The organism is Oscillibacter sp. (assembly GCF_031978065.1).
Lineage (GTDB): Bacteria > Bacillota > Clostridia > Oscillospirales > Oscillospiraceae > Oscillibacter.
Genome location: NZ_DALZCH010000081.1, coordinates 1 through 15072, shown reverse-complemented (window position 1 = coordinate 15072; position 15072 = coordinate 1). Strand labels below are relative to the sequence as shown.

The window sequence follows — 15072 nt, the reverse complement described above, 5'->3', positions numbered from 1 at the left end:
CTTGGTGCTATATTCCGCATCAGGGCTTGCAAGGCCCGCGTCAACGGCCTTTTTCAAAACCCGGTCGTAATCCACGCCCCGGCCGTCGTCCTTCACTTGAATGATGACTTCGCCGCCGGTATGGCTGGCGGAGAGGATGATTTCGCCTTCGGGGTCCTTGCCTGCGGCGATGCGCTCCTCCTCCGTCTCCTCGATGCCGTGGTCCATGGCGTTGCGGACAATGTGCATCAGGGGATCTCCGATGCCGTCCACGATGGTCTTGTCCACTTCCGTGTCCTCGCCCACCAGCGTCAGCCGCGCCCGCTTGCCCAGCTTTTTGCCCATGTCCCGCACAATGCGCTGCATTTTCTGGAAGGTGCCCAGCACCGGAACCATCCGCAGCGACATGGAAACGTCCTGCAGCTCATCGGTCAGCTTGCGGAGCTGCCGGGCGGACTTGGTGAAGTTGTCCAGCTTCATCCCCTTCAAATCGGGGGAGGCGGTGACCATGGACTCGGTGATGACGATTTCGCCCACCACGTCCATGAGCTGGTTGAGCTTGCTGAGATTCACGCTAATCAGGCTCTCCTTGGGATGGGCGCCGCCCGCCTGAGCGGGAACCGGCGCAGCCGCCGCGCTCTTGGCCGGGGAGGTTTCCTCCCGCGCCGTCTTAGGCGCGGAGGCAGCGCTCTTCTGCTCTGCGTGCCGGGTGGCTTCGGCGGCAGGGACGGTGCGCTTCGTTTCCTCCTGCGCGGGAGCGCCCGGTCCGTCAAACGCCTGATACCCCCGGACAGAGCCGGAGCCTGACACCACATGGATGGCCCCTGCACGGTCCGCCGCCATGCGGAAAGAGAGCACAAAGCCCTGCGTGACAATCGTCTCTGTGGTGGAGGTATCCGTCTCCACGTCTGCGGGGGAGAAGGTGAAATTCTCTTCGCCGCAGATACCCCGCAGCTCCGTCACCAGCATGAACGCCCGCAGATTCTCCATGCCCGCGCCCTCGTCAAAGAACACCCGCAGCCCGTATGGAAAGCCCGGCTCCGCCCCAGAGGCGGGGGCAACGGCAGCCTCAACGGGGGTCGCGGAGCCGGTGGCCCCGCCGCCTTCTGCTCCGTCTTGAATTTTGGTAATCAGGCTATTAATTTTTTCAAGTAATTTGCCGATGTCATCAGATAGAGGCTGGCCGCTCTGGACCTTCTCCACCTCGCCGCGGAAAAAGTCGATGGCCGTGAACATCATGTCGAACAGCAACCCGTGCTCCGCGTGGGGGATCACATCCATGGACCGCTCCCGAACGATGAAGAACATATCCTCGATCCGATGGGCCACCGTGGTCAGGGATCCGTATTCCATCATGGCGGAAGCGCCCTTGATGGTATGCATGATGCGGAAAATTTCGTTCACGTCGTTTTCCGTAAAGGTATCCGCCTGCTCCGCCGCCAGGACGATGCTGTCTAGCTGCTCCAGCAGGGTGTTTGTCTCGTAGAGATAAGTTTCCAGAATGCTTTCATTTCCGCCGTTGTCCATAAAAAGCCGCCCCTCTCTTTTTCAAGGAAGGGGAGCACCGCCCCCCTTTCCAAATATTCAGCAATTCACCTGACATATCGTCCACTTTTGAGAAAAAGTTAACGCTTTATAAAAATAATTCCAAAAGCCATTTTTCGCGTATCCGCAAAGAACGACAGGTTTCCTGTTTTTCCATTATAATGTCTTCCGCGTCCCGCGTCAACGAATTGCCTTGAAATTTGTTGCATATTTGTGAAATTTTTGAAGTAACGAAACGGAGCTGAACCTATGCCGGAAATTATGAACGTCACTAATCCCGTCCCCGCACGGGAGCCAGCCGCCGCCAACCGTTCCATTCCCAACACGGCCTATGACCCCGGCATTCAGAATGTCCCCAACCCGGGGCGCGTCAATCGGTCGGACTCTAACAGCGGCCAGCAGCACGCCGCCGGAGAGGAGTCCGGCTCCCTCCCTCTGCGGTATGACTCCAACTTTCAGGCCTTTCTTCAGCGGGTGTCCGAAAGCGGCGACAGCGTTTCCGCCGATCTGCTTCGGGCGCTGACGGGAGGCACAAGGACCACTGTGTCCTCCGGTCTGCGGGCGGGAAGCGCGGGGGACCTGTCGCAGATTCTGGACCTGCTACGGATGAACGAGGGAGAGTTTCTGCGGTTTCTTCAGGACCAGTCGATTTCTGCAAGCCGCTTTGGCGGCGCGTTTTTTGCCGCGCTGCGAAGCGCCTACCGCGCTGCGGACTCTCAAAGCCTGCGAAGCGACATTTTGCAATTTCTCAAGCAGTACGGGGACTTTTCCTCCACCGCCCACATTGAAGACAATCTTCTCCGGGGCCTGAACCGAATTGTCTCTTCTCTCCCCCGAAGCTGGGGCGCGCAGGTGTCGGACTTTACCGGACAGCTTCAAAACAGTATGCTGGCCGGGGACCGGGCCGGAGCACTGAAGCTTTTGCAGGGCCAGATCATTCCGTACCTGTCCGACTATATCTCCCGCTCCCACGACATGGGCCGGGTTCGCTCTGCCCTGTCCATGCTGACGCTGGACATCGCCCGGTATGAAAGCGGCTCGCAGGAGGGAATGCTTCAGGCGCTGCGCCGCCTGTTTGACCATCCGTCTCTGCGAGGCGCGCTTGGGGACCTGCGGGGATCGGAGGACGCGGCGCTGCTTCGGATGCTGAAAAACACGCCCTTCGAGCGCACGGGGAGGAACAATCCCTTTGCCGACCGGCTGGCTTCCGCCGCGGACATGGCCCTGCGCGGCTCCGCCGGCGCGGAAGCGCAGGAGCGGTTTGGGGCCATGGTTGCGTCCATGCTTGTGAACGAAAGTGTTTATATGCCCTTGAATCATTTCATTCTCCCGCTTGTATGGAATGAAAGAATGATGTATTCTGAGCTATGGGTAGACCCGGACGCAGACCGAGACGACCGTCCGCAGGAAGACGAGGCGCGCACACTGCGCTTTCTTCTGAAGGCGGACGTGGAACCTCTGGGCCTTTTCGACATCGTGATCACCAGCCGGGGAAGCGCCGTGGATTTGGCAGTGCGCTGCCCCGAGTCCGTGGCCCCGTTTTCCGACGTCATCCGCGCTTCCCTAAGCGGCATTCTGGCAGACAATGGCTTTTCCGCCGGATCCGTGGACGTGGAAAAAATGGTCAAGCCCTTGACTGTGTCGGAAATTTTTCCTAAAATCTTTAGTGGAAAGGACAGTGTTAATGTCAGAGCCTGAAAGAAAAAGACCCACCGGCAAGGCGGTGGCGCTGCAATATGGGTCCAATGCGGCCCCAGTGGTGGTGGCCTCGGGCATGGGGTATCTGGCGGAGAAAATTGTGGAAGTGGCGGCCGACAGCGGCGTCCCCGTCTACGAGGACAATTCTCTGGCCACCATGCTCTCCCAGTTGGAACTGGGGAAGGAGATTCCCCCGTCTCTTTATCAGGCCATCGTAGACATCTACGTGTACTTTTTGGAATTTGACCCCAGACAGCCCGACAAGCCGAGGCGGCGCCACACGCCGTCTCTCGCCCCAGAAAAGGAGGCTGAATAATGCCCGAATATTTTGATCGCTATATGCTCTCCGACAGCCAGAACGAGCCGCTGGCCCACGCCCGTCTTGTAACACCGCCGGAGCAGAAGCCTTGGCGGCTCCGGCTGGAGGAAAGCGATCTCCCCGAGGTGCTGGAGCATGAAATTATCAACCTGATCTCCATGGACGCGAGCCGTCCCAACATGATCGGCATTATTCTCTCCACCGACCATGCAGACATGATTGAAGTGAATCCGCTGAACGAAGCGGGAGAAAGTCCGCGACAGAATCTGCGGGTTCCCGTCCGGTTTGAAAGCTTTGTCTATCCCGTCAGCGGCGCGTGGACGGGGCGACTGCCCATCGTGTGCCACGATTTAAGCTGCGGTGGAATCGCCTTTTTCTGCAACTTCCCCCTCAATCTCTCAGAGATTGTAGAGGTGGTGGTTCCCATCACCTCCCAGCCTTTGATTCTGCGCACGCAGATTCTGCGTTTGCGGCCCTCCAACTCCAATATCCCGCTCTACGCCGCCAAATTTTTGGATTTGATTCACGACGAAGAAGTTTTGCTGCGGGAGACTGTTTTTTCCCAGCAGATTACAAACCGCGACGCGCGCAAATAACACCATCTTAAAAAAAGACACTTAAAGATACAGACCCAGATACAGAAAGGAAGCTTCTCTATGAAACTGAACGGAATCCGAAAGGGCCGCTGGGGTACGCGGCTGCTGTCCGCCGTGCTTTGCCTGACGATGGCTCTGTCCCTGTTGCCCGGACTGGCGGTCCCCGCCTCCGCCGCGAGCTGGATGGAGCCTTATCTTGAAAAGCTGGTGAGCTGGGGCGTGATGCAGGGGGACTCCTCCGGCAATCTCCACCCCGACCGGACGCTGACCCGCGCGGAATTTGTGGTGCTGGTCAACCGGGCCTTCGGCTATGACGACGTCAGCACCACCGTTCCGTTCCGGGACGTGAAGGCCGCCGACTGGTATTACGACGATATTAATATCGGCTACACCACCGGTTATTTTAACGGCACCAGCAAGAACACCGCCTCACCCAAAAGCTCCGTTACCCGGGAGCAGGCGGCGGTTCTTCTGGGCCGCAACCTTGTGCTGGACGACGAGCCCGGCGCCAGCATTGACTTTACCGACAGTGGCAAGCTCTCCAATTACAGCAGGGGGCTGATCCGCAGCGCCGTGACCGAGGGAATTCTCAGCGGCTACGGCGACGGGTCCTTCCGTCCCAAGCAAAGCATCACCCGGGGGCAGATGGCCGTGCTGCTGGTAAACGCCATCGGTACTCCCGTCAACAAATCCGGAACCCACACCTTAGGCGGCGTGTACGGAAACGTCACCATTTCCACCTCCGGCGTGACGCTGAAGGACACCACCATCGCCGGAAACCTGTACATCACCGGCGGACTGGGACTTGGCAACGTGACGCTGGAAAACGTCACCGTACTGGGCAAAATCGTGGTGTGCGGCGCAGGCGAGAGTGAAAAGGGCAACAACAGCGTGATTCTCCGCGGCGTCACCGCCCCCACGCTGGTGATGGACAACCTGGCCAACAACATTGTTTCCATCCGGGCGGAGGGAAGCACCAAAATTGACCAAACCCTGATCCGCACCCCCTCCTACGTGGAAGACTCCACCGAAAACAGCTATGGCTTTACCGCCATCCGGGTGGAAGGCGAGGCCGGAACCGCCCTCACCGCCGCGGGCAACCTCAAGGAAATCGTCACGATCACTCCCGAATCCACCGTCACCGTGGCGAAGGGCTCCGTCCTCTCCCTGACCGTGGATGAGCGGGCCGCAGGTTCCTCCGTGGCAGTGCTCAACGGGGCTGTGGCAAAGGTTTTGAATCTGGATACCGGCACCACCCTTACCGGTCGGGGCGACGTAGAGCAGCTTAACGTGAACGCCAACGGCACCAAGGCCGACATGCTGCCGGACACCATCAATATCCGCCCCGGCGTCAACGCCGATATCCACGGCCAGAAAATGGACACCACACTGGCGGCGGAATCCTCTGCCGATCCCCGGCTTCTGGCGGGCTATCCCAAAATGACCGACGTGGCCTCCGCCTCCGCCAAGGGACTGATGCGCACCAACAAGTCCGGCACGATTTACTGGGCCGTCACCTCTGTAACCGACGGGTCTGTCGGCGAGGCCGATTTGCTGAAGCCCACCAACAACGCCCGCATTCTGAAAAGCGGCAATATCAAGGCCGAGAAGTCCAACACGGACTACACCGCCTCCCTCACCGGGCTTACCTCCGACGGGTCTTACTACTTCTCCGCCATGCTGGTGGACCAGCGGGAGCAGCACAGTCCCGTGAAGGCCGTGTCCTTCGCAACGTCGGACGATTCCGTTCCAGCCTTTGCCTCGGGCTATCCCTACATGTCCAAAATCACCAATATCTCCGGCGAGGTCACAGTGATGACCACCAAGTCCTGCCGGCTGTATTACGCGCTGATGCCCAAAAACGCCACAGCGCCCACCGCCGCCGACTTCAAGTCCGGGTCGCTGTCCGGCAATCTGGGCTCCGGCTCGTGGAACATGGTGAAAAATGTGACCGACACCTTCCTGGTCAATCGGCAGGGCACCTTGAAGGAGCTGACGGACTATGACCTGTTCCTCTGGCTCACCGACGCGGACGGAGCAAAAAGCTCGACCGTGAAAAAAGTCTCGTTTACAACGCTGGACGGCACGCCGCCCACCTTCGTCTCCGGCCCCACCGTCACCACCATTAAGGATACCTCCGTGGGGCTGACCGCCGTGGTGGACGAAGCGGCCACCATCTTCTGGGTGGCTGTGAAACAGGGGGACGAATACCCCAAGCCCATGAACGGCCAGACCACCAAGCCTACCCTGAGCAGCCCCGAGGCCAAGCTTCAGGTTTCCAGCGGCATCAACGGCCTGAAATCCGGCAAGGTGTCCGCCACGGCCAACAAGGAAGCCCTGATTAACATCAGCGGACTTACCTCCGAATCGGCCTACGACGTGTACTACGTGGCGCAGGACAAGGCCGGAAATTACTCCGACCCCGTGGGCAAGCTCACCGTCCACACACTGGACACCAACCCGCCCGCCATTACGCAAGAGTTCACCCGCACCAACGACGCGGCAGGTACCTCTCCTTTGGCAGATACCGACATTCGCATCGTTTTCAGTGAAAACGTGCAGGATTCCGGAACCAACCACCAGCTTCTGGCCCTTTATCAGAAGTCCAAGGACTCCTCGACCACGCAGGCGGAGCGAGACGCCGCCGCAGAAGTCCTCACGGGCCTTTTGCGGGACGATGTCCAGCTCTGGTCCGCCGACGCTGCGCCCGCCGAGCGGGTGGTAGAGCGGACCGCGACCAGCGGCACCGGCGCAGACTGGACCATTGACTACCGCTTTGTGGAAATTACCTCCGAGGACGGCAAAACCGTGATTACCTTTAAATCCGGTCAGGCATTGAAGCTGAAAAGCGGCGCGAAGTATTATTTTAAAATTCAGAACATTGCCGACACCTCCACCGCCAAAAATATTATTAAGCCCAATCCTCTCACCCTGTCGACCTTTACCACCGTGTTCGCCCAGATTCAGTTCTCCAGCACGGACGTTTCCGCCACGGTGGGCAATGAAACGGTTGATTTTGACATGTCGTTTCGGGCTCTCCCCCTCTCCACCGGCAACGCCGGGGAGGGCGTGTACTGGGACTTGCTGTTCCGCATGAACATTCCTGCCAAATTTGACCTTTATGAAAAGGTGAACACCATCGGCTCGGACGGCAAGGAGGTGGAGGGCACTTGGAAAAAGCACGCCAATTCCGCCGAGATCAACTCCACCGACGGAACGATGTACGGCGCAAGCTACACCCGCTATTTCCGCACTGGAAACACCAGCTCCTCCACCAACGCGGAGCTGCTTCGGGACATGACCGCCACCCGGTATTACGGCATCCGCTTCACCTCCATCAAAAACGTGGACGGCGAGGAGGGCCGGAAAACCTGGAGCGGCAAGGTTGAAATGCAGGTGCAGGCCGTGGCCGGGTCGGATAAAAGTGCGCTGCACAATCTGGCCGTGGGCGCCATGCAGGACGGGGACCTGACACAGGCCGTTAAGGACGGCCTTGTAAAGGTGGGCAGTCCTTCTGATTACACCATGAAGCACATTTTCAGCGACACGATGATTCCGGAATTTGTCACCGGCTATCCCAAAATTGACGCGCTGGATGTCAGCGGCTCCATCAGCGTCCAGCTTACCCGCACCTCCGGTAAGATTTATTACGTGATTGCCCCCGTGTCCACCATCACTACCACGCTTTCCAAGGAGCTGGACGGCAACGTATCTCTTACGTCCGCCAACTGGGCTAAGCTTCCCAAAAGCACCACCGTCGACACCAGCCTTTTGGTGTTCTCCTCCGTTCCTACCAGCGGCAATATTATGACGCCCCCCTATAACGACACCTCCATTATCAAGGGCAGCCTCTCCTATTACGGCAGCAATGTGAACATTCCCCTGCGGGGCCTCAGCCCGGAGACGAAATATGTGGCTTATTTCGTGCTTCAGGGCAGCGCCTCCACCATTTATTCCGAGAAGCCTTACCTCTTCGGCTTTGACACCTCCGAAACCTCCCGGCCCATCATTGAGTTGACCATCAGCAATCCCAACGTCTCCATTAAAACGGACACCACCTCGGACGTGAACTATCTGCTGGCGGTGAATGGCAGCGAGCCGGGCAACCTGAGCCGACCCATGGCGGACTATGTGGCTTCCGGAAGAGGGTCCGAGTTTGATTTCGCATATGCCGGAAAGGGCACCGGCACGGGCAAGGTCTACACGGTGCTAGACGCCATGAGCAACAGCTTTTTCAAGAACAGCAAGCTGGCAGGCTCCGTGTTTGACGAGTACGCCTCTCAGACGGCAAAGGACGACTTTGCGGAGTTCATCCGCTCTCAGACCACCACCAGCGGCGACGTGACTATGAGCGGCGACGCCACAAGCATCCGCAATAAAACTGTGAACTGTGCCCCCGGCATGGTAGGCACCACCTGGTACACCTTCCTGACCGTGGCCAAAAGCTCCGCCGGTTCCGGCGATGCGTTCCGAGCCATCCGCCCCGTGTTCAACACGGATGCAACGCCCCCCATGGTCACAGACTGCCTTTCCGACATTCAGCCCAATGCGGCTGGAACCGCCTATACCGGCACCGTGACGCTGGTATTTAACGAGGACCTCTATTGGGTTGTGAAGGACCCCGGCACCTCCAACCAGACCGTGACGCCGCTGGAGGCCACCGTCAGCATGTCTTCGTCCGGCTTCTATTCCGCGGGGCTGGCCTTCAACAAAAGCGCGGCTTTTTCTTTGGTTGCAGGCACGCCCGGGCAGAAAGTTTCCTCCGTCACTTTTAGCTTTACCAACGCCCAGAACGGCGCGTACATTTACGCCGCCACAGAGCTGGGCGACAAGGGCGGCAACGTCCACGCAATCCCCCTGACCGTTAAGCTGGACGCCAGCGGCACGGCCCCACGCTTTGTGGTAACGCAGGATTGGGATATGACCACATGACCCGGAATGAAAAGGAGCCCTCCATGAATAACAAACTTTTCCGCAGGGGGACGGCGCTTCTGCTCTCGGCGCTGCTGTCCGTCTCCCTGATCCTTCCCGCGGCGGCGGACGAGACAGTCCCCCCCGCCGGACCGGACCTCTCCGGTCTTTCCGTCAGCTTCAGAGACGGCACCGGCGAGCTGCTTCTCAACGAGAGCAGCCGCACCGTGACCGCAGTCGTCTCCGGCGCGCCCACGGACTCAACCGTGAACTATTCCTACGTCTGGACCAGTGGCAATACCGCCGTGGCCTCGGTCAGCGGCGTGGGGGAGACGGTTTCCATTCTCCGGGGCGAACGGCCCGGACGGACCGACGTTTCCGTCACCGTGACCGCCGCGTGGGCCTCGGACCCCACCGTCACCAATTCCGCTACTATCAGCCGGAGCGTGCTTCTTCCGGGCATCGTCCTCAGCAGCGCAGCCCTCTCTATGAAAACGCAGGAAAGCCGCCAGCTCACCTCCTCGCTGTTTCTTCCCATTGGCATTGATGAGACAGTGGCGTGGAGCAGCAGCAACGAGTTGGTTGCCCGGGTGTCCTCCAGCGGTCTTGTGATCGCTGGAAGCGCGGGGACCGCCATCATTACCGCCAAGGCGGGCGCCTATTCCGCCACATGTCAGGTCACGGCGGAGGAAGCTGTTGCAAATGTTATTACAGAATCCGCCCGGAACGACAATCCTCTGGCCTTTTCCTATGTCGCCGGAAGAATCAACACCGAGTGTAGCCGGGTGCTGCAATCCTCCCTGTCCTATGTCACGGGGCTGTATGTCCCCGCTTCCGCCGGAACGCTGTATTACGGCTATGTCTCCGAGAGTGTTCCAGGCGCGGGTGTGGGGTCCAACGAGGATTATTCTTACTCAGGCGACCGGGGAACACGGTGGCTCTCCGACGTGACCTTCGTCCCCAAAGCGGATTTTTCCGGCACCGCCGTCATCCGCTACACCGGCTACGATTCCTCCTCCACCCCCCGAGCCTTTCAGGGAACCATTGAGGTAAACGTCGCCGCCGTCTCCGGCATCAGCTACTCCACCACAGGGCGAAACCGTGTGGATTTCAACGACGCGGATTTCAGCGCGGTCTGCCAGGCCGCCACCGGCCATGAGTTGCAATACGTGACCTTTTCCCTGCCCTCAACCTCCAAGGGAACGCTGTTCTACAAATACAACGGCAGCGACCTTGACAACAAGGTCACCTCCGGCACGGCCTATTACCGCAGCAAATCCCCCTTGCTCTCCGACGTAAGCTTTGTTCCCGCCGATGAGTATTCCGGCACGCTTTCCATTTCCTATACCGGCAGGGACACCAATGGAAACTCCTTTGGCGGGTCTGTTTCCATCACCGTTTCCACCAGCGCGGGTAGCCGGGGAAACATTCAGTACTCCACCTCGAAAAACAGGTCCGCTCGGTTCAACGCCAGCGATTTTAACAGTTTGTGTGAGGACGTGCTGGGCGTTCGATTGCAATACGTCCGCTTCACTCTGCCCGCCTCCTCCGTGGGGACGCTGCGGTACAATTACAGCTCTTCCAGCAGCGCCGGAAGCACGGTTTCCTCCTCCACCAGCTATTACCGCTCCTCCTCGCCGTATCTGGACAACGTGTATTTCGTCCCCGCCTCCGGCTGGACCGGAACGGCGGACATCTCCTTCACCGGGTACGGAAGCAACAGCCAGAGCTTCACCGGCGTTGTCACCGTGGACGTGGATTCCACTTCCTCCTCCGGCACGCTGTCCTATTCCACCCGGCGGGACACCGCCGTGCGGTTTGACGTGGACGACTTCAACACCCGCTGCGACGACGAAACCGGCCAATGGCTGAATTATGTCAGCTTTACCCTGCCCTCGTCTTCCTACGGGACGCTGCGGTATAATTACTATTCCTCCTCCAGCACCGGCAGCTCTGTTTCCTCCTCCACTAACTATTACCGCTCCTCTTCGCCGTATCTAGACAACGTGTATTTCGTTCCCGCCTCCGGGTGGAGCGGCACGGTGGATATCAGCTTTACCGGATACAGCACCGGCGGCCAGCGCTTTACCGGCACGGTGCGAGTCACCGTCCGAGATTCCGCCGCAGGCGGCGTGTCCTATTCCACAAAGCAGGACACGCCCGTGAATTTCTCCGCCAATGATTTTGATACGGTGTGCCGGGAAGAGACGGACCGGAACCTGGATTACGTCCGCTTTACACTGCCCTCCTCCTCCGTGGGGACGCTGCGCTATAATTACAGCTCCTCCTCCAACACCGGCAGCGCCATCTCCGCCTCCACCGGCTATTACCGCTCCTCTTCGCCCTACCTCAGCAACGTCACCTTCGTTCCCGCCTCAGGATGGAGCGGCACGGCGACGATTTCCTACACCGGCTATGACACCAGCGGGCAGCGCTATACCGGCTCCGTAAGCGTGGAGGTAAAGCAGACGGCGTCTGCGGGCGTGATCTACTACACGGTTTCCGTCGGAAAGGCAGCTGCCTTTGACGTCTCTGCGTTCCAGCTTGCGTGCAGCGCCCGGGGCGCAGGCTCCTTTGTCAGCGCGGCCTTTTCCCAGCCCTCCTCCAGCACGGGGCAGCTACGGTATCAGTACACTTCCTCCTCCGCGCCCGGCACGGTCGCGACCTCCGGGTCGGCCTATTCCGCCTCCGGCTCACCGCTGGTTTCCAACCTGTCCTTTGTCCCCGCCGCAGGCTATACCGGCACGGCAACCATTCCCTACACGGGAAAGGACAGCCAAGGCAACTCCTATTCCGGCTCCGTTGTCGTCACTGTCACCTCTGAAACCAAGACAAGCTCCTTTACCGACATGGGGAATTACACTTGGGCCTCCTCCTCTGTGGAATATCTATATTCCGCCGGCGTGGTAAACGGCACAGGCGGCAGCGCCTTTTCTCCCGGCGCGGCCATCACCCGGGGCAGCTTTATGCTGATGCTCAACCGCGCGTTTCAATTCACCGCCTCCGGCGGCCCGGGCTTTGCCGATGTGCCGGCGGGCAGCGTCTATGCCGAAGCCGTGAAGATTGCACAGGCGCTGGGCATCGCCCAAGGCAGCGGCTCCTCCTTCTATCCGACCCAACCCCTTTCCCGCCAGCAGGCCGCCGTGTTCCTTGCCCGTGCCTTGCGGGCCTCCGGCTGGAGCTTTACGGCGGGAAGCAGATCCGATCTCTCCGGCTTTTCCGACAGCGCCGCAGTCTCCGACTACGCGGCGGCCGATCTGGCCGCCATGGTGCGCCTTGGCGTTTTTCAGGGCGGAAGCAACGGAAAGCTAAATCCCCAGTCCTCTCTCACCCGCGCGCAAATGGCCGTGATTCTCTGCCGCGCCATCACGCTGTAAATTCAGTTCTAGAAGGAGTTGCTGTCTATGGCATACAAAACAACCGTTCCGGAAGAGGACGAGGGGCCCTGCGCGGCCACTCCGGCGGACCTACGTGAAGCAGTGGGCCACCTGTGCGAGGTGCGGAAGCCCAACGACAACAAGCTGGTTTTTCTGGGACGCGTGGAGGGAACAGACAACGGCGCGCTGGCAATCTTCCCTGCCGGAGGGCGGGAGGCCCCGCCCGTCATCTACAATGATGACTTCAAGCTCATCTTGCACATTCCCAGAAAATCGACGCAGGTGTGGCTGGGAAAGATTCACGGCAGTTCCCGCTCCTTCTGGAAGCTTGGCAGCCTGTCCAAATGCCATCAGCGGGAGCAGCGGGTGAACTTTCGCCAGCCGGTTTCCCTGCGGGCCAACGCGCTGTGCATCAACGCCCTGTATCCCGAAAGTGCTCGGGGCGAAGCCCAGTATTACGCCCGCTTGTGCAAGGTGGTGGACGTGAGTCTGGGGGGCGTGCAGTTGCGCAGTCAGGACCGTTACCGCCCCGGCGATCACCTTTTGCTGACCAATCTTTGGCTGGATGAGTCTCAGTCTCAGCCCTTTGTGTTCACTACACAAATTTGCTGGGCACAGCCGGTCAACAAGGTGGAGACCCGGTTCGGCTGCTTTTTCGAGTCTATGAGCATCCGGGACGAGGACCGGCTGTGTGCCGCCATTTTGGAGATTCAGCGGCTGGACCTTGCCAGCCGCAGCGGATAAACCTGCGGCTGATGTAAAGATGGAAAACACGCTTTTTCGGATATACTGAGTAAAAAGGTCCGTTGCCCGCAGGCAACGGACCTTTTTACTCAGGTTTTCTGGCCCTCCGGCTGCTCGGCGGCTTTCAGCGACTGAAAATATGCCCGGTTGTGCAGCATTGCGGGGTCCTCGGGCTTTAGTCTCCCAGCCATTTCATTGTACTGCTCCGCAGTCTGGGTCTGCCCCAGCTTGTCGAGGCACACCGCAAGCTCGATGCAGGGGATAAAGCCCCAGCAGTCCTCCCGGAAGAAGCCCCAACTGTTTTCAGGCCGCTCCAGCATCCCAGCCAGACGGAACCAGAAAGCGGCCCGTTTAAAATCGCTCTTCTCTTTCCATGCATAGCCCAGCGCACAGCACGTTTCTGCCCGAGGCGTGTCATAGCTAAAGGCGCGGGTAAGGGCCGTCAATTGCTCCTGCCGCAGGTTTTCCCGGCGATAGCATTCCCCAAGCTCGTTGCAGGCGGCAATGTTGTCCTCCACCCAGCCCTTTCCTCCGTCGAGAAACAGGGTGAAATAACGGATGGCCTCAGCGTATTGGGCATGGTCTTTCAGCTCCCGGGCGTAATAATACAGGCCCCGGGGCGTCAGATCTCCGCCGCCGTCCAGAATCCGCCGGTAAATAGTGAGATTGCGGTCGGACGAGGATGCTTTTTGCTTTCGGTGCGTCACCGCGATATCCGTATGAATAATTTTTCCACCGGTGGCAAGATATTCGTGCACCGGCTCTCTCCACAAAAACTGCCGTTCCCGCCGTGAAAGCCGCTCCCGGTAATAGCTGAAAGTGACGGCTCCGCTTTTGTCAAAGGCGATATTATATTTCATCATCACCGCATCCACAGCGGGGTCCAGCTCCTCTTTGAGCTTTTTCAGCTTTTCCCGGTCCTCAGTCAACAGCACGTCGTCGGCGTCCAGCCAGAGGATATAGTCCATTGTTGCCTTGGAAAAAGAAAAATTGCGTGCCGCGGAAAAGTCGTCTACCCATGGAAAATCAAAAATTTTGTCTGTAAACTCACCGGCAATTTTTTTTGTGGAATCCGTGGACCCGGTGTCCGCAATAATAATCTCGTCCGCAATGCCCTCCACAGAGGAAAGGCAGTCCGCAAGTTGCGCCTCCTCGTTTTTGACAATCATGCACAAGCTGATGGTATTCATCCGCATTTCACCTCTCGGAAAAAATTAAGTACCGGCCCGCCCGCATGTGGGCGGGCGGGCCGGTTGACGGACGTTCCGTCCGGAAGAACTTTAGAAATTAGGCAATGTTGACGCCGCCGCTGGCATAGCCTGTAACCGTGGTGGCAATCGCAAGCCCGGTAGTGGTGACGGAGAACACCAGCAGCAGCCGGGTTTCCGCCGTCACAGGAATGTTCAGACCGGTGAGCGACCCAGAGGCAATGTCTCCAATCGCCACCAGACCGCTGAACGCGGGGGCCAGCGTCACTGCCGTCCCGGCAACAGGCGAGAAGGTGTTATCGGGCGTGGTGGAGGCATAGAGCTGGGCAGTGACGGTCGCCGCTCCGCCAATCAAAGACAAGGCAACCACGGTGCTGAAATACGCAGTGATATCCGTGATGACTCCGTCTCTGGGCATGGAGAAGGACATGTTGGCCATCAGCCCCGCCGCGCCGGTGAGGTCGATGGTTGCGCCCAAAATATTAGGCAGAACCGTGCTATGGCCAAAGCTCACCACCGCAGGCAGGCCCACAAGACCTGTCAGCAGAGCCGTGGGAGCAACGGGCAGTCCGGATGCAAAGGGGATAATCGCACCAGCACCAGTGGGGCCGGTGGGGCCAGTCGCGCCGTCGGGGCCGGTGGGACCGATAAGTCCCTGCGGACCGTCCGCGCCGGTGGGGCCGGTGGGGCCAATG

General features: G+C 59.2%; 9 protein-coding genes. 6 read left to right on the top strand and 3 right to left on the bottom strand.

Annotated features, from left to right (window positions below):
- On the bottom strand, positions 1-1506 hold a 1506-nt coding region (locus RTK01_RS11935; protein WP_312281190.1), incomplete at its 3' end, for an Hpt domain-containing protein.
- A 267-nt stretch (positions 1507-1773) separates the two neighbouring features.
- On the opposite strand from RTK01_RS11935, the gene RTK01_RS11930 reads away from it, so the two are divergent.
- The 6 genes from RTK01_RS11930 to RTK01_RS11905 are packed head-to-tail and all read left to right on the top strand — an operon-like array spanning position 1774 to position 13169.
- Positions 1774-3222, top strand: a complete 1449-nt coding sequence (locus RTK01_RS11930; RefSeq protein WP_312281189.1) for a hypothetical protein — start codon at positions 1774-1776, stop codon at positions 3220-3222.
- Positions 3209-3538, top strand: coding sequence for an EscU/YscU/HrcU family type III secretion system export apparatus switch protein (locus RTK01_RS11925; RefSeq protein WP_312281188.1), 330 nt, complete (start codon positions 3209-3211; stop codon positions 3536-3538). Before RTK01_RS11930 ends, RTK01_RS11925 begins: the two co-directional genes overlap by 14 nt.
- Complete coding sequence (locus RTK01_RS11920; protein WP_312281187.1) at positions 3538-4137, top strand: PilZ domain-containing protein; 600 nt, start codon at positions 3538-3540, stop codon at positions 4135-4137. The genes RTK01_RS11925 and RTK01_RS11920 overlap by 1 nt, the downstream gene beginning before the upstream one ends.
- 60 nt (positions 4138-4197) lie before the next feature.
- Complete coding sequence (locus RTK01_RS11915) at positions 4198-9069, top strand: S-layer homology domain-containing protein (protein WP_312281186.1); 4872 nt, start codon at positions 4198-4200, stop codon at positions 9067-9069.
- Positions 9070-9092: 23 nt separating this feature from the next.
- A complete protein-coding gene (locus RTK01_RS11910; RefSeq protein WP_312281185.1) occupies positions 9093-12425 on the top strand; it encodes an S-layer homology domain-containing protein in 3333 nt (1110 codons plus the stop codon).
- Positions 12426-12452: 27 nt separating this feature from the next.
- Positions 12453-13169, top strand: coding sequence for a PilZ domain-containing protein (locus RTK01_RS11905; protein ID WP_312281184.1), 717 nt, complete (start codon positions 12453-12455; stop codon positions 13167-13169).
- A gap of 89 nt (positions 13170-13258) precedes the next feature.
- Here RTK01_RS11905 and RTK01_RS11900 read toward each other — a convergent pair whose 3' ends face one another.
- Entirely contained in the window at positions 13259-14359 is a 1101-nt protein-coding gene (locus RTK01_RS11900) for a glycosyltransferase family 2 protein (RefSeq protein ID WP_312281183.1), read from the bottom strand.
- Between the two features lie 97 nt (positions 14360-14456).
- Positions 14457-15072, bottom strand: a 616-nt coding sequence (locus tag RTK01_RS11895; protein WP_312281182.1) for an exosporium glycoprotein BclB-related protein, incomplete at its 5' end; no start/stop codon positions are given.

What these genes read in the sequence shown, in the direction of transcription:
- RTK01_RS11930 (WP_312281189.1), top strand. Translation starts at nt 1,774, where the DNA reads ATGCCGGAAATTATGAACGTCACTAATCCCGTCCCCGCACGGGAGCCA.
- RTK01_RS11925 (WP_312281188.1), top strand. Translation starts at nt 3,209, where the DNA reads ATGTCAGAGCCTGAAAGAAAAAGACCCACCGGCAAGGCGGTGGCGCTG.
- RTK01_RS11920 (WP_312281187.1), top strand. Translation starts at nt 3,538, where the DNA reads ATGCCCGAATATTTTGATCGCTATATGCTCTCCGACAGCCAGAACGAG.
- RTK01_RS11915 (WP_312281186.1), top strand. Translation starts at nt 4,198, where the DNA reads ATGAAACTGAACGGAATCCGAAAGGGCCGCTGGGGTACGCGGCTGCTG.
- RTK01_RS11910 (WP_312281185.1), top strand. Translation starts at nt 9,093, where the DNA reads ATGAATAACAAACTTTTCCGCAGGGGGACGGCGCTTCTGCTCTCGGCG.
- RTK01_RS11905 (WP_312281184.1), top strand. Translation starts at nt 12,453, where the DNA reads ATGGCATACAAAACAACCGTTCCGGAAGAGGACGAGGGGCCCTGCGCG.
- RTK01_RS11900 (WP_312281183.1), bottom strand. Translation starts at nt 14,359, where the DNA reads ATGAATACCATCAGCTTGTGCATGATTGTCAAAAACGAGGAGGCGCAA.